Origin of the sequence: Marinitoga sp. 1197, assembly GCF_001021165.1 — a bacterium.
Taxonomy (GTDB): Bacteria; Thermotogota; Thermotogae; order Petrotogales; family Petrotogaceae; genus Marinitoga.
Window position 1 is genome coordinate 37242 of sequence record NZ_AZAY01000025.1, and the last position, 15279, is coordinate 52520.

The 15279-nt window shown below is 27.3% G+C and carries 17 protein-coding genes; 14 read left to right on the top strand and 3 right to left on the bottom strand.

The window, feature by feature from the left end:
- Window positions 1-10: 10 nt before the first annotated feature.
- Window positions 11-391, bottom strand: coding sequence for a preprotein translocase subunit YajC (gene yajC / locus X275_RS07705; RefSeq protein WP_047266146.1), 381 nt, complete (start codon window positions 389-391; stop codon window positions 11-13).
- Window positions 392-535: 144 nt separating this feature from the next.
- On the opposite strand from yajC, the gene X275_RS07710 reads away from it, so the two are divergent.
- The 13 genes from X275_RS07710 to X275_RS11130 all read left to right on the top strand — a co-directional run bounded on the left by X275_RS07710 (window position 536) and on the right by X275_RS11130 (window position 11186).
- Complete coding sequence (locus tag X275_RS07710) at window positions 536-874, top strand: hypothetical protein (RefSeq protein ID WP_047268276.1); 339 nt, start codon at window positions 536-538, stop codon at window positions 872-874.
- A 20-nt stretch (window positions 875-894) separates the two neighbouring features.
- The gene (locus X275_RS07715; RefSeq protein WP_047268277.1) at window positions 895-1164 is read left to right on the top strand and encodes a hypothetical protein; all 270 of its coding nucleotides are present in this window, start codon (window positions 895-897) and stop codon (window positions 1162-1164) included.
- Between the two features lie 18 nt (window positions 1165-1182).
- A complete protein-coding gene (murI, locus tag X275_RS07720; protein ID WP_047268278.1) occupies window positions 1183-1959 on the top strand; it encodes a glutamate racemase in 777 nt (258 codons plus the stop codon).
- A complete protein-coding gene (gene rapZ / locus X275_RS07725) occupies window positions 1956-2825 on the top strand; it encodes an RNase adapter RapZ (protein ID WP_052913728.1) in 870 nt (289 codons plus the stop codon). The genes murI and rapZ overlap by 4 nt, the downstream gene beginning before the upstream one ends.
- Window positions 2826-2830: 5 nt before the next feature.
- Window positions 2831-3751 (top strand): DNA-binding protein WhiA, encoded by a 921-nt coding sequence (gene whiA / locus X275_RS07730; RefSeq protein ID WP_156168723.1) that lies wholly within the window; start codon window positions 2831-2833, stop codon window positions 3749-3751.
- Window positions 3748-4206: a transcriptional regulator NrdR gene (gene nrdR, locus X275_RS07735; protein WP_047268281.1), complete on the top strand. Its 459-nt coding sequence runs from the start codon at window positions 3748-3750 to the stop codon at window positions 4204-4206. The genes whiA and nrdR overlap by 4 nt, the downstream gene beginning before the upstream one ends.
- 13 nt (window positions 4207-4219) lie before the next feature.
- Entirely contained in the window at window positions 4220-4720 is a 501-nt protein-coding gene (gene greA, locus X275_RS07740; protein WP_047266153.1) for a transcription elongation factor GreA, read from the top strand.
- A complete protein-coding gene (gene lysS / locus X275_RS07745; protein WP_047268282.1) occupies window positions 4707-6221 on the top strand; it encodes a lysine--tRNA ligase in 1515 nt (504 codons plus the stop codon). The genes greA and lysS overlap by 14 nt, the downstream gene beginning before the upstream one ends.
- A 98-nt stretch (window positions 6222-6319) precedes the next feature.
- Window positions 6320-6514 carry a 50S ribosomal protein L28 gene (gene rpmB / locus X275_RS07750; protein ID WP_047266155.1) on the top strand — a complete coding sequence of 65 codons (195 nt, stop codon included), beginning with the start codon at window positions 6320-6322 and terminating at the stop codon, window positions 6512-6514.
- A gap of 256 nt (window positions 6515-6770) precedes the next feature.
- Window positions 6771-9053: a DNA polymerase III subunit alpha gene (gene dnaE, locus X275_RS07755; RefSeq protein ID WP_052913730.1), complete on the top strand. Its 2283-nt coding sequence runs from the start codon at window positions 6771-6773 to the stop codon at window positions 9051-9053.
- Window positions 9054-9156: 103 nt separating this feature from the next.
- The gene (rimP, locus tag X275_RS07760; protein ID WP_047268283.1) at window positions 9157-9615 is read left to right on the top strand and encodes a ribosome maturation factor RimP; all 459 of its coding nucleotides are present in this window, start codon (window positions 9157-9159) and stop codon (window positions 9613-9615) included.
- Between the two features lie 15 nt (window positions 9616-9630).
- Window positions 9631-10656, top strand: a complete 1026-nt coding sequence (gene nusA, locus X275_RS07765; RefSeq protein ID WP_047268284.1) for a transcription termination factor NusA — start codon at window positions 9631-9633, stop codon at window positions 10654-10656.
- A 104-nt stretch (window positions 10657-10760) separates the two neighbouring features.
- On the top strand, window positions 10761-11186 hold the full coding sequence (locus X275_RS11130) for a Fur family transcriptional regulator (protein WP_052913733.1): 426 nt from the start codon (window positions 10761-10763) through the stop codon (window positions 11184-11186).
- Window positions 11187-11301: 115 nt separating this feature from the next.
- On the opposite strand, the gene yihA is transcribed toward X275_RS11130, so the two are convergent.
- Window positions 11302-11880 carry a ribosome biogenesis GTP-binding protein YihA/YsxC gene (gene yihA, locus X275_RS07775; protein ID WP_047268285.1) on the bottom strand — a complete coding sequence of 193 codons (579 nt, stop codon included), beginning with the start codon at window positions 11878-11880 and terminating at the stop codon, window positions 11302-11304.
- A 5-nt stretch (window positions 11881-11885) separates the two neighbouring features.
- Window positions 11886-14246, bottom strand: coding sequence for an endopeptidase La (gene lon / locus X275_RS07780; protein ID WP_047268286.1), 2361 nt, complete (start codon window positions 14244-14246; stop codon window positions 11886-11888).
- 240 nt (window positions 14247-14486) lie between these two features.
- Here lon and X275_RS07785 point away from each other — a divergent pair, with 240 nt between their 5' ends.
- Window positions 14487-15215, top strand: coding sequence for a WecB/TagA/CpsF family glycosyltransferase (locus X275_RS07785; RefSeq protein WP_052913740.1), 729 nt, complete (start codon window positions 14487-14489; stop codon window positions 15213-15215).
- Window positions 15216-15279: the final 64 nt, after the last annotated feature.

A 15279-nucleotide genomic window follows, 5' to 3' on the forward strand; every position in this document is an offset into this window, starting at 1 on the left:
CCCTTGAATATTACTTTTTATTTTCTTCTTTGTTGGATTTAGATAAAATAGCAACTATTGAACTTTTAGTAATATCTAACTCTGTTTTATCAGCAGTTCTAATTCTTACAAAATCATTATTAATATTCACTATTTTTCCTATAATTCCTGATTGGGTTAGGATTTTATCATCCTTTTTTAATTTTGAGAGCATATCTCTATGCTTTTTTTCCTGCCTTTTTTGTGGCATTATTATTAAAAAATACATTAAACCAAAAATTAATACAAACGGAAATAATATTCCAAAAATACCACCTGAAGCTGTTGTGGCAGCGCTCCCTGTAGTAGTTTGAGGAGCAGCCGCTTCAGGTGGACCAAAAAATAAAAAATTTGTTATACTATAAAAATTCATAATAACTTCACCTCCGAATAAAATTTTTCTTAGAATATTATAACACAGATTCGTGATTTATGGAAATTTTTATGATATAATAAAGAGGGAAATTTAATATTTTTGTGGAAAAAAATATTGAATAACGATCAAGGGGGTATGAATATGGAACTTTTAAAAGAACTTGAAAACATTATAAACAATTTAACTGAGAAGTACAACAGACTCAAAGAAGAAAAAGAGGCTTTAAAAAAAGAAAATGAAGAATTATACGCTGAATATGAAAATCTTTCAAGAGAAAGAGATGCATTAAAAAACCAACTTGAAGAATTAAAGAAAAACGAAGAAGATATGGAAAAATATATCAAGGATATCAATTATAAATTAAAAGAAATCCTTGGCGAAGACAATTCTTCTGAAGGAAATTTATTTGAAACTCAAGAAGAATCTATTAGTAATGAATCTGTTACTGAAACATATTCGCAAGAAGAATCTAAATGGTGATTTTCAGGTGGTGAAGTTTTATGGGAGACAAAGGACAAAAACATATATATTTTGATTTAATGGGAAAAAAATACGATTTTATTACAGATGAACCTGAAGAAATTGTAAATGAAATTTTAGAAAACATAAAAAAGAATGTTGAAGATATATATTCTAAAATGAACAATCCTGATCTTGTTCATATCCTGTTGTTTTTATTATTAAATGAAAATCTGGAAAAATTAGAATTAAAAAACGGATTAAAAGATTTAATAGATAAAGTCTCTTTTGTCTCCCGTAATAAAGTGTAGTTTGGTGGTGTGTAAATTATGAAAATAGGTTTTTTCGATTCAGGTATAGGTGGATTAACCGTATTGAAAAAGGTGGTCAAGACCTTTAAAGGCCACCAGTATTTTTATTTTGGTGATACCATGAATGTACCTTATGGTTCGAAACCAATAAAAAAAATTATATCAATTTTGAAAAGTCTATTCCGATTTTACGATGAGCTCGGAATAGACATTGTTGCTGCTGCATGTAATACCTCTGATTCAATAATTTTAAGAAATTATATAGATATGTCTGTTTATAAATTCAAATATATCAGTATATTGGAAAATGCTGTTCAACAGGTAAATGCAAACGAAAGGGTTTTGCTATTGGCTACCGAAAATACCGTTAAAACAGGAACTTATAGAGAGCTTTTAGCTTCTAAAAGAGTGAAATTAAGTGAAATAGCCTGTCCTTTATTTGTACCGTTGATTGAAGAAGGAATATGGCACGGACCAATAGCAGAATCAATTGTAAACTTTTATTTGAGAAAACAAAAAAAATATGACAAAATTATTCTGGGTTGCACTCATTATCCGATTTTGGAAAAACATATAAAAAAAGCGGTAAAAGGTGAGATAGTAGACCCTGCTAACGGAATTGTGGATTCATTAAAAAATTATATACCAATTAATGAATCATCTCCAGAAATTACTTTTTTTGTTTCAGGTAATTTACCCAAATTCATATATAATTCAGAAAGAATTTTACATAAGAATTATAAAGTTAAATATTTATCTCTTGCTTTTGATGAAAGTGAAGTGGTTTTATGGTGAAGAAAAGAAAAATTTTACTAATTACGGGATTATCTGGAGCTGGAAAAACAACAATATTAAAGATTTTAGAAGATATTAACTTTTATACTATAGATAATATTCCACCGCATTTAATTAAAGAATTTCTAATTATGATTTTAAAAAGTTCAGATATAGAAAATATTGCTTTTGTTAGTGATATTAGATGGAAAGATCCGAAGAGATTAAAAGATGAAATAATAAAGATTAGAAAGACATTTAAAAAAGGAGATAATGATTTTAAAGTTATATTTTTAGATTCTTCTGTAGAAACTATAAAGATTAGATTTATGAAATCAAGACGTTCCCATCCTTTACAAAACGAAAATAATTCTTTGGAAAAAGCTATAGATAAAGAAGTTGAATTAATGACACCTATAAAGGAAATTTCAGATATTATTATAGATACTACAAATCTCGAACCTTTAAAATTCAGAGAAAAAATTTTTGAAATTTTAGAAGAAAATAAAGAAAATAACACAAAAATAAAAATAATTAGTTTTGGGTTTAAATATTCTGTTCCAAACGATTTAGATTATTTGTTTGATGTAAGGTTTTTACCCAATCCTTATTATATAAAAGAATTATTTATTCAAACTGGAAAAGATAAAGATATTATAAACTATTTAGAGCATTTTGGAGAATCAAAGGATACCGTAAAATCCATCTTTGAGTTGATATTAAAAATTCAAAAATGGTATTCATCAACAGGTAGAGTTTCTATTAACATTGGAATAGGGTGTACAGGTGGTCGTCATAGATCTGTTTATGTAGCAGAAAAGATTTATGCTTTGCTAAAAGATAATAATCTAAATGTATCTATTTTTCATAGAGATATTGACAGGTGATAGAAATGTCAGTTTTTTCAGAAAATGTTAAATTAGAATTGGTCAATACAAAAATTGATTACCCTGAAGTAGAATTATTTGGTTTTATAAAAGGAAAGGGAAATTTTGTTATAAATGGAGATCAACGTTTTTTAAAATTATCTGTTTCATCAATGAATACTCTGAAAAGAGTATATAAGATTTCTAAAGAATTATTTGAGGAATGGATAACAACTTATATAAAAATTGAAAAAAGATTAAAATTAGGGAGAATGGGAGAACTTTATTTTAATTTAATGCATGCAAAAATAGTTTTTGAAGAAAAAAATATAGATATTTTTTCTGATGATATTCCGAAATATATTTATAATGACCCATATTTATTTGGTATTTTTATGCGAGGTTTGTTTTTGAGTTGTGGGTCGGTTTCAATTACCAAAAATTACCATTTTGAAATTTTTTCTGATTTTACTGATTTTTTTGCGCAAAAAATAATAAAAAATTTACATAATCTTATAGGAATTAAAGCCAATTATATAACAAAAAATAATAAAATAAAAATATACATAAAATCATCTAGAGATATTCTAAATGTGCTTGAATTAATAGGAGCACATGATTCTGTGGAAAAAATATCGAATATTATAAAAGTTCGCGAATTGAAAAGTAATGTGTCGCGGACGTTTAATTTTATTTCTGCAAATGCAACTAAAACTGCAGAAAGTGCTTCGAAACAAATTGAAAGTATTAATATTCTTTTAGAAAATGGATTGTTTGATGAGTTGCCAGATGAATTAAAACAAATAGCATTGTATAGATTGGAAAATGAAAGTGATAGTTTAAGCGAAATGGCTGAATCATTGAATATATCAAAATCTTCGTTATATTATAAAATAAAAAAATTGGAAAAATTAGCTAATAATATAAAAAGAGGTGGATATTTATGAAATGTCCATATTGCGGACACGATGAAACGAGAGTATTGGATTCAAGAACAATTGCTGAAGGTACTGTGACTCGAAGAAGACGGGAATGTTTGAAATGTGGTAGTAGATTTACAACATATGAAAGATATGAAATGCATAAAATTTTTGTTATTAAAAAAAATGGACAAAGAGAAATATTCGACAGGCAAAAAGTATTAAATGGAGTAATTAAAGCCTGCCATAAAAGAGCTATAAGTTATGAGCAAATTGAAAATCTGGTTGCAGAAATTGAAGAGATTGTGAGAAAAATGGGAACTTCAGAAATAGAAAGCAGAAAAATAGGTGATATAATTATGAATAAATTAAAAGAGCTTGATCATGTTGCCTATGTTAGATTTGCTTCAGTATATAAAGAATTCGGAGATTTAAACCATTTTATAAAAATAATAAATGATTTAAAGAAAAAAGAAAATTAAGGAGGTTTAAAATATGGTACCAGGTGAAAAGATACAACTTACAAAAGAAGGTTATGAAAATTTAATAAAAGAAAAAGAAGCGTTAAAGAAAAAATTAATGACTGAAATTGCTGAAAGAATAAAAGAGGCAAGAGAATTAGGTGATTTATCTGAAAATAGTGAATATGAAGAAGCAAAAAATGAACAGGGAAAGATTGATTCAAGAATAAAAGAAATTGATTATATATTGGAAAATGCAGAGGTTATTGATGAATCTGAAAGCAATAATGAGGAAGTTAATTTAGGGAATACAGTTATTGTTAAAGATTTAAAAAAGAATATAGAAGAAACCTATAAGATAGTTAATTCACAGGAAGCTGACATATTTTCCAATCCTAAAAAGATTAGTTCAGAATCTCCATTAGGAAAAGCTTTATTAAAGAAAAGAATTGGTGATAAAATAAAGTTTAAAACACCATCAAATAAAGAAAGAGAACTTGAAATATTAGCTATATTAAAATATGGAGGTGCTTGATTTGAGCGATTTAAGAGAGCAAAGATTAAAGTTGATAGAAGAAATTAGAAAAGAAGGAAGGAATCCATATCCTTACAAATTTGAAAAGGATATGAAAGTTGAAGAAATAAAAGAAAAATACAACAATATTTCTGATGGGGAATTATTAGAAAATGAAATATTTAAGTTTGCTGGTAGAGTGATGTCAATTAGAAAGCATGGAAAATCTGCCTTTATAGTAATAAAAGATGATACAGGAAGAATACAAGCATATATAAGAAAGGATAAAGTTGCTGACGGAAAATTCGACGAATTCAAAAAATATATGGATATTGGAGATTGGATTGGAATAGAAGGATTTCCTTTTAAGACGCATACAGGAGAATTAACTTTATTAATATTGGATTTTGAAATTTTGTCAAAAGCATTGAGACCATTACCTGAAAAATGGCATGGACTAAAAGATAAAGAAGTTAAATACAGACAGAGATATGTTGATATGATAGCCAATGATGAGAGTTTAAAAACATTTGTAACAAGATTTAAAGCTATTAGATATATCAGGGAATTTTTATCTTCAAAGGGATTTATAGAGGTAGAAACACCAACATTGCATCCTATTTTAGGTGGTGCAAATGCAAGACCATTTGTAACACATTTAAATGTTTATGATGTTGATATGTATTTGAGGATAGCTCCCGAACTATATTTAAAAAGGCTTGTTGTTGGTGGAATGGAAAAAATATTTGAAATTGGTAAGAATTTTAGAAATGAAGGTGTTTCTTATAAACATAATCCTGAATTTACGATGATGGAATTATACCAAGCATATGCTGATTATAATGATATGATGAAAATTACAGAAGAAGTTTTATCATATGTTGTAGAAAAAATACATGGTACAACAAAAATTAATTATCAAGGAGTAGAAATTGATTTCAAACCACCTTTTAAAAGAGTAAAGATGAGAGATTTTATAAAAGAACATCTTGGGGTTGATATTTTAGAGGATTCAGATGAAAGAATGATAGAAGTTTTAAAAGAAAATGGGGTTGATATTCAGGTAGAAGATAAAGGGCATTATATAGATGAATTGTGGTCGTTAGTTGAAAACAAAATAGTTCAACCAACATTTGTCTTGGAACATCCTGTTGAAATATCACCATTGGCTAAACGCCATAGAGAAGATCCAAGAGTTACAGAACGATTTGAATTAATCATATATGGCAGAGAATTAGCAAATGCATTTAGTGAATTAAATGACCCTGTAGATCAATTACAGAGATTCAAAAAGCAAGTGGAATTAAAAGAAAAAGGTGATGATGAAGCTCAGATGATGGATCTTGATTTTGTTAGAGCTTTAGAATATGGGTTGCCACCAACAGGTGGTCTCGGAATTGGTATAGATAGATTTGTTATGTTCCTTACTAATGCAGAAACAATAAGGGATGTTATAGCTTATCCAATAGTAAAGCCAATGAAATTTGAAGATGAAGAGAAATTAATTGAAAATGATGAATAAAATTAACCTTATTTAAATATTAAATTCATCTTTATGTATATAATATATAAGGTACATTAAATATAATAAATAATAAAATATATAGGAGGCTGATTAAAATGGCTAGAGTTTGTGAAGTGTGTGGAAAAAGACCAACAGCAGGCAATAGCGTTGCTCATTCTAAAGTAACAACAAGAAGATGGTGGAAACCAAATATTCAAAAAGTTAAGGTTGTTTTAGAAGATGGAACAATAAAAAGAATGAATGTTTGTACGAGCTGTTTAAAAGCTGGAAAAGTAAAGAGAGCAATATAATAATAAAGTCTCGCAAATTGCGAGACTTTATTATTATATCCCTAAAATTGATTTTGTTAGAAATATTTTACCAGTGTTTAACCAGCTTACTATTAGTAAGCTGGTTTTGTGTTATAATAGCATTGAAAGCGGTTAGAAAAATCATATAAATTGAATTATAAAAGAATTGGAATGTGTAAAATATTAACAAATATTACTAAAGAAAATTTTAATATTTATTTTTTATATGGAGTATGCATTTAATGAGGTGATTATTTTGAAAATATTAGGTCCTGTTGTAACCTCTAAAACAATTGGACAATCTTATATTCAAATAAGAGATTTGGTTCCACTGGCAAAAAAATATAATTATTCATCTATTGCAATATTAGAAAACCATCCAAAATCGTGGATAGATTTCATACATACATGCAATTTGTATAAGATAAAGCCTATAATATTTTTTGAATATAAAAACAATGTTGCATTACTTAAAAATACAGAAGATCTTAAAAAAGCTATAAGAATATATAATGGAATGAAAGATAATTTATATTTTTTTTCCAGTAAAAAAATTTTAAGAAAAATAGTATATCCAACGAAAAGATTTTCAGAATTAATAAATAATCTTAATGGTGATTATATAAGGAAAAATTACAGTATTGAAAATTATATTGATAAGAAATTATATAATTATATTTTAAGTATAGATACTAATTATGATATTTCCAAATTTTTTGTTGACATTCCTAATATGGGTGGATTTAAAAAGTTATATGAAAGTATTCTACCAATAATAAAAAAAATACCGGAAAGTTATATGGATAGATTGAAATATGAATTAGAAATTATCAGAAAACTAAATGTTTCAGATTATATATTAACTGTAAAAAAGATAATTGATATTGCTAAAGAATCTAAAATATTAATAGGACCCGGAAGAGGTTCAGCCGTAGGTTCTTTAATTGTTTATATGCTTGGTATAACATTAATAGATCCGGTAAAATACAATCTTTATTTTGAAAGATTTTTAAACGAATCAAGACAGGAATTACCCGATATTGATGTTGATATTGAGTCAGAAAAAAGAGACGTTCTTATTGAAAATTTGGCGAAAGAATTTAAAGTTGCTCAGGTTAGAACTTATGTAAGAATGAAAAGTAAAAGTGTTTTTAAAAAAGTCAAAAGTATTTTGGGAATAGATTATTCAAATAAATTTACAAAAAAAATAAGAGATAAAGAAAATATGAAATTATATAATAAACCGGAAATAAAAGATTTTTATACATTATCTTTTTATCTTGAAGGAATTGAAACAGCTGAATCCGTACATGCTGCGGGTGTAATTTTGTCAGATAAAAACATCGAAGATATCATACCACTTGATTTTTCAAGAAACATTCCTGCAACATTATGGGAGATGGACGAACTAAAGTTAATTGGTATAGAAAAATTTGACCTATTATCTTTAGATACGCTATCTTTATTAAAAAAATTCAACTTTCATTATTCTAAAGATAAATTTTTCAATTTATCCAATAAAAACGTATATAGTATGATATCAAGAGGTTTAACAGAAGGAATTTTTCAACTTGAATCGAATCTGGCAAAAAAATTAACCAGAAAATTAAGACCTAAAAATTTTAATGAATTATATATATTATTGGCATTAAATAGACCAGGTCCTCTGAATTCAGGAATGTTTGATGAGTATTTAGAAGGAAGTTCGAAAGAGTATTTAAAAAAGATGCTACCGGAAACAAAAGGGGTTATTATATTTCAAGAACAGGTAATGTATCTGGCACAAAAATTAGGCGGATTGGCAGCACATGAATCTGATAATTTTAGAAAAGCTATTGCCAAAAAGGATATTAAAAAAGTTACAGCATTAAAAGAAAAATTTATTTCGAATGCAGCAAAAAAAATTGGAGAAAAGGAAGCAAAAGAATTATATAAAAAAATAGAAATTTTTGCTCAATATGCTTTTAATAAATCTCATAGTGTAGCATATTCGCATTTGAGTTATTGGATTGCTGAAATAAAAAGTTTATATCCCGAAAGGTTTTATCTTGAATATATAAAGTATAAAGGATTTTCTTTTGATTTGTATAATGAAATAAAACTTATGAACATTAATTTATTACTACCTGATATAAATTTTCCATCAGGAAAAATTAAAAAAAGTGTTGTTATACTTCCTTTGAGAACTATAAAAGGTGTTGGTGAGTTTGTGGAGAAAAAAATTTTTGATGATGTTAATAAGAATGGAAACTATATATCCTTTGAAGACTTTATAAAAAGAACTAAAAATATAGGAATTACACGAAATATTATAGAACAGATGATTAAAGGAGGAGCGTTTAATAATATTGATAAAAATAGAAGAAAATTATTAAGGAAAATTTCTGAAATAGAAATGTATGCTAGCGATTCATCACAAAAAATTCTTTCCAGTGTTTTTGGGGAAAATTTACGAAAAAAAGATAAAAATATAGTAACTTCCAGAAATGATATAATTGCATTCGAAAAAGATGCGTTCGGTTTTGCAATTTCCACTTGATTTTATAAAAAAAATGTGATATAATCGCATTGAAATAAATTATTTAAGATGTTCGAGGGCTTCGCCCTCGAACTCTCTTTTATTAATAAGGAGGTGTATTATTATGAAAATTGACCTGATAAAAGAAAAAGCTAATGAAATTGCTAAAAGGATGAATCTTGAAATATTTGATGTTTCAATGAAAAAAATCAGAAGAAAATTAAAATTAGAAATAATTATTGATAAGTTAGATGGATATATTGGAATTGACGAATGTGAAAAGTTTTCAAGAGAAATAGAGATATATCTTGATGAAAAAGACATAATAGATAGTTCTTATGATTTAATAGTTAGTTCTCCTGGATTGGATAGGCCATTAAGAAATTTAAGAGATTTTATACGATTTAGAGGAAAATTAGCTAAAATAATCTTAAAAGAACGAATACAAAATCGTTCTGTTGTTAAAGGATATATCGAAAATATAGAGGATAATACTATATTTATAAGAGAAAAAGATGGTGGAAAACTTTTAAATATTCCTTATACAAAAATACTTAGATCAAATTTAGAAATAGATTTATAAAGTGGAGGTGATTATATGAATGTGGTTTTAATAGAAGCATTAGAAGAATTGGAAAGAGAAAAAGATATAAAAAAAGAGGTTCTTTTAGAAATTATCGAAAAAGCAATAGAAAAAGCTTATAAAAATAATTATGAGATGGAAAATGTTGAAGTAATTGTGGACAAAAATCATGGAGAAATCTCAATATATCAACTTCTTAAAGTTGTTGAAAATGTTGAAAAAGAAGGTGAAGAAATTACTTTAGATGAAGCAAAAAAAATAAGTTCAAAAGTACAATTGGGGGATGTTGTTAAAAAGAAAATAAACCCGAAGAAAGAATTTAAAAGAATAGCTGCACAAACAGCTAAACAGGTTATAAAGCAAAGTATTAGAGAAATAGAAAAAGAAAATTTATATCATAAATATGCTCCACTTGAGGGTAAAATAACCACAGCAGAAGTATTATTGGTAACAAACGATTATGCGGATATAAGGATTGGAAAATTGGAAACAAAATTACCAAAAAAAGAATGGATACCTAATGAAACCCTATATTCTGGAGATATCATAAAAGTTTACATTAAAAGCATTCAAAAAACAACTAAAGGGCCTAAAATTCTTGTGACAAGAAATGCACCAGAATTTGTGGAAGAATTATTCAAAATGAATATACCTGAAATTGAAGATGGTATAGTAAAAATAAAAAAAATATACAGAGAACCCGGAATAAGGAGTAAAATAGCAGTTTATTCAGAAGACCCAAAAATTGATCCAGTAGGTGCATGTATTGGTGAAAATGGTGTAAGAATAAGCCAAATATTAGATGATTTGAAAAATTTGGAAAAAATAGATGTTATTAGATGGTCAGATAATGTCGAAGAATTGATAAAAAATGCTCTAGCGCCTGCACAGGTTTTGAAAATTAAATTGGACAAAAAAAATAAAACAGCTTTGGTTCATGTCCCTGAAAATCAATTATCTCTGGCAATAGGTAAGGGTGGTCAGAATGCTCGTGCTGCAGCGAAGATTACCGGGTGGAAAATTGATATACACACTGTTTGAATTAAATAAAAGGGAACACAATTTTAATAATATTTAAATCAAAAAGTTTTTTTTTTGCTGTAAAATTGAATCGAACTAAAATATGAGGAGGCGGATTTTACACTATGTCCCAACAAATATTAAAAAAGGTTCTCAGAGATAAAAAACAAAGGATGACTGCACAAAGAGAGCTTATTTTAAAAATATTTATGGAATCAAAAGGAAGATTATTGAGTTTAGATGATGTATATATGAATATCAGAAAGAAAAAAAGTCATAAAACAAGTAAAATGACAGTAAAGAGGGGTATAGATCTTTTAGAAGAAATAGGTATTATTAGAAAGTTGGATTTTGAAGATGGAACACCAAGATATGAATTGATTGAAGATTTTGATGACGCTCCCAGAGTGTTGTTTATATGTGAAAATTGTGGGAAGGCCTTAAAGTTGGATTTGGATAAAGAAAAAATAAGAAGTATTTTACCATATGAAAATATTGAAATTAAAGATTTCGACTTGAAGATATATGGGATGTGTACTGAATGCAAATAATACTGCACTTAAGTGCAGTATTATTTTTATCAGATTGAGTTGACATTTTTATAATTAATTAAAGATAAAATCTTTATATTATAATAATTATAAATAGCAGGTAATTACTTACCTGCTATTTTAAATATTTATATATTTCACTTTTTAATAAGCCTATACCTTCGCCAGTTTTTGAAGATACAGGGAAATATAAATATTCTCCATATTTTGATAATTCAGTTTGTATTATTTTGAGTTTTTTATTTCTTTCTGATTTCTTTAACTTATCGAGTTTTGTAAGAACTATAATAAAAGGTATTTCTAGTTGTCTCAACCATTGTATCATTTCAATATCTTTCTTTTGTGGTTCATGCCTATGATCGATTAGCAAAAAGACCATCTGTAATGAAAATCTGTTAGTAAAGTAATCTTCCAATAATTGAGCCCATTTTTTCTTTTCCTCTTTTGAAACGCTTGCGAATCCATATCCAGGTAAGTCTACAAGATAACCTTTGTTATTTACACTATAAAAATTTATAGATCGAGTTTTTCCAGGATTAGAACTTGTTTTTGCGATTTTTATACCGAATATTTTATTAAGCAAACTTGATTTTCCAACATTAGATCTTCCGGCAAATGCTATTTCTGAATTAAGAACAGGAGGATAATCTCCTTTTATATATGCGGTTTTTACTAATTCTATTTTATTAGACATTTTTATCACCCCAGTAAAGCTATTTTTAATACTTCTTCAATATTATTAACTTTATTGACTTTTATTCTTTTTAGAATTTCTTCTGGAATTTTTTCTAAATCTTTTTCATTATCTTTAGGGATTATTACTTCTTTAATTCCGCTTCTATATGCGGACAATAACTTTTCTTTAATTCCACCTACAGGTAATACTTTGCCCATTAAAGTAATTTCGCCAGTCATAGCAATTTCATTGTTGACAGGTTTTTTTAATATTGAGGAGATTATTGATGTTGTTAAAGTAATCCCGGCAGATGGACCATCTTTTGGTACAGCCCCTTCTGGAACATGTATATGAAAATTACAATTTTCAAATTTGTCTTTTAACTTTTCATCAAATTTTTCTATTAATACTTTTGATAGCGTTAATGCTATTTGCGCAGATTCTTTCATAACTTCTCCTAATTTACCTGTAATTATGATTTTTCCTTTACCAGAGGTTATAAGCGTTTCAACCTGCAAAATTTCTCCACCATATGCTGTCCAGGCCATTCCTGTAGCCACGCCTATTTCGGGTTTTTTTAATTTGTCTGATCTGAAATATGGTGGAGTACCTAAAAAATCAGCTATATCTTTAACTTTAATAGTAACTTTATTTTCACCTTCAGCTAATTTTAAAGCAGTTTTTCGCATTAATTTTGCCAGAACACGTTCTAGAGATCTCACGCCAGCTTCTCTTGTGTATTCAGAAATTATCTTTTGTAAAGCAGATTTATTCAATTTTATTTGAGAATGTTTTATTCCATGTTCTTCAATTAAACGTGGAATTATATAATCTTTGGCTATATAATACTTTTCAGCATCAGTGTATCCTGAAATATGTATAATTTCCATTCTATCCCTTAAAGCTGAAGGGATTGTATGCAACACATTAGCAGTAGTAATGAAAATCACTTCAGAGAGATCAAATGGTATTTCTAAATAATGATCTATAAAACTATTATTTTGTTCTGGATCAAGAACTTCTAAGAGAGCAGAGGCAGGATCTCCTTGATAAGAAATTCCCATTTTATCAATTTCATCCAGTACAATAACCGGGTTTTTCACATTTAGTCTTTTTATTAATTGAATTATTCTACCTGGCATAGCTCCCACATATGTTCTTCTATGTCCGCGTATTTCAGCTTCATCTCTTATGCCACCAAGTGAAATTCTTCCGAATTTTCTTCCTAAGGCTTCAGCGACAGATTTTCCAAGAGATGTTTTACCAACTCCCGGAGCACCTACGAAACATAGAATAGGTGCTTTTGGTTTATCTGTTAATTTTCTTACAGCCAGAAATTCTAAAATTCTTTCCTTTGGGTCTTTTAACCCATAATGATTTTTATTTAACAATTTTTCAGCTTCTTTTATATCCAGTCTATCTTCAGTTTTATTATTCCAGGGCAAATTAATAATCCAATCTAAATACGTTCTAACGACATTAGATTCTGGAGAATATGGCGACATTTTTTCAAGTCTTCCTAGTTCGTACTCCGCTTTTTCTTTTACATAATCTGGTAAATTGAAATTTTCAATCTTATTTTTGATCTCTTTAAATTCTTCATCAGATTCTCCAGAGAGTTCCTCTTGAATAGCCTTTAATTTTTCCCGTAAATAAAATTCCTTTTGACCTTTTTCAATTTTTTCCCTTACTTTTGATTCTAAAACTTCTTCTATTTCCAATAATTCAATTTCTCTTGCAAGAAATTCCAATTCTAATTCTAAACGTTTTTTGGGGTGTAACTCTTCCAATAATTCTTGTTTTTCTTCTAGTTCAAGAGGTAAAACAGATGCTATTAAATCACTTATAATTTCAGGATCATTAGTATCTTCTAACACCATTATTGCTTCTTGAGGGAATTTTTTTGTTAAACTAATATATTTTTCAAATAAATTTTTTGCTTTTCTCACTAGTGCCTCTAAGGTTTTTGTGATTTTATATTTCTTTTCAAGAGGAGTAATTTCAAATTTAAATAGTTCTTCTGTTTCAATAACTTTTTTGAATTTAGCTCTTTTCAATCCTTCAACTAAAATTTTATACTCACCTTCTGGTGATTTTACTATTTGAACAATTTTTCCAACAGTTCCGATTTTATATAAATCTTCAATTTTGGGATTTTCCTGTTCTATATGTTTTTGTGAAACAAAAAAAATCATGTTGTTGTATTTCTCAAGAGATTCTTCAAGAGCTTTTATAGATTTTTTTCTTCCGATTAACATTGGTAATATGGAATTTGGAAAAATTACTAATTTAGCTCTTGTTGCAATTACTGGTAATTCTTTTGGAATACTTTCCTGAAAAGATTTATCTATGAATCTATCTATAGCACTTTTTTTATTATCCATACAATCAACCTCCATTTTTATTGTAAATTTAACATTCATATTAATAAATTAAGACAGAAATATGGTAAAATATAAAATTGAGTAAGGTTTAGCAATATACAGTCCGTTATATATTTTAGCACATTAATTATAATTTATTAGGTATTTAAGGTAAAGATAAAGAAAAAATAAATAGAAGCGTTTATTAAAAAAGTTTATAAAAAAATTGTATATCAAAAAGGTGGGAATGATGTGACTCAAATGATACAATTATTTGGTTTAAAATTATTATCGGGTAAAAAGGAAGAAATGTGGAATTTTATAAAAAGAAAAATAAATTCAGATGAAAAAGTTTGGGTTGTAACTTTAAACGCATTAATGTTTTTAGAATATTTTAAAAATGATGAATATAAATATGAATTACAGAATGCAACAATATCAATACCAGATGGTATTGGTGTTGTAAAGTATCTCGAAAAATGGGGGTATACAACTGAAAGATGTCCAGGAATAGATACAATGTTAAAAATTTGCGAATGGCAGGAGCATAAAATATTTTTATTGGGGTCTCAACCTGGTATTGCAAACAAGGCAAAAAAACACTTAGAAAATAAATATCCAGATATTTCTATTGTTGGAACGCATCATGGCTATTTTGATAATACAGAAGAAGTAATTAATAGAATTAATAATAGTGGTGCTGAAATCCTTTTTGTAGGAATGGGTGTTCCAAAACAGGAAGAATTTATTTACAAAAATATTCATAGGTTAAATGTAAAATTAGCTATGGGTGTTGGAGGGAGTATAGATGTTATATCCGGTAAGATACCAAGAGCACCGAAATTATTTCAGTTTTTTGGATTAGAATGGCTATATAGAATGTTAAGAGAACCAAAAAGATTTAGAAAATTTCCTGATTTGATGAATTTTTATTTTAAAATTTATAGATCTAAAGAAATGCCTATAAATTTAGAAGTTATCAATTTATAGCAACCAATTAAAGGTTGCTTTTTATTTTTTAAATTTTTATGATAAAATTGTTATTAATGAAGAT

Bases quoted from the DNA above. Each gene is read 5' to 3' on its own strand.
- rimP (WP_047268283.1), top strand. From the start codon at position 9,157: ATGAAAATTGACCTGATAAAAGAAAAAGCTAATGAAATTGCTAAAAGG.
- rpmB (WP_047266155.1), top strand. From the start codon at position 6,320: ATGGCTAGAGTTTGTGAAGTGTGTGGAAAAAGACCAACAGCAGGCAAT.
- yihA (WP_047268285.1), bottom strand. From the start codon at position 11,880: ATGTCTAATAAAATAGAATTAGTAAAAACCGCATATATAAAAGGAGAT.
- X275_RS07785 (WP_052913740.1), top strand. From the start codon at position 14,487: ATGATACAATTATTTGGTTTAAAATTATTATCGGGTAAAAAGGAAGAA.
- whiA (WP_156168723.1), top strand. From the start codon at position 2,831: ATGTCAGTTTTTTCAGAAAATGTTAAATTAGAATTGGTCAATACAAAA.
- nrdR (WP_047268281.1), top strand. From the start codon at position 3,748: ATGAAATGTCCATATTGCGGACACGATGAAACGAGAGTATTGGATTCA.
- nusA (WP_047268284.1), top strand. From the start codon at position 9,631: ATGAATGTGGTTTTAATAGAAGCATTAGAAGAATTGGAAAGAGAAAAA.
- murI (WP_047268278.1), top strand. From the start codon at position 1,183: ATGAAAATAGGTTTTTTCGATTCAGGTATAGGTGGATTAACCGTATTG.
- greA (WP_047266153.1), top strand. From the start codon at position 4,220: ATGGTACCAGGTGAAAAGATACAACTTACAAAAGAAGGTTATGAAAAT.
- lysS (WP_047268282.1), top strand. From the start codon at position 4,707: ATGGAGGTGCTTGATTTGAGCGATTTAAGAGAGCAAAGATTAAAGTTG.
- X275_RS11130 (WP_052913733.1), top strand. From the start codon at position 10,761: ATGTCCCAACAAATATTAAAAAAGGTTCTCAGAGATAAAAAACAAAGG.
- X275_RS07710 (WP_047268276.1), top strand. From the start codon at position 536: ATGGAACTTTTAAAAGAACTTGAAAACATTATAAACAATTTAACTGAG.
- yajC (WP_047266146.1), bottom strand. From the start codon at position 391: ATGAATTTTTATAGTATAACAAATTTTTTATTTTTTGGTCCACCTGAA.
- lon (WP_047268286.1), bottom strand. From the start codon at position 14,246: ATGGATAATAAAAAAAGTGCTATAGATAGATTCATAGATAAATCTTTT.
- X275_RS07715 (WP_047268277.1), top strand. From the start codon at position 895: ATGGGAGACAAAGGACAAAAACATATATATTTTGATTTAATGGGAAAA.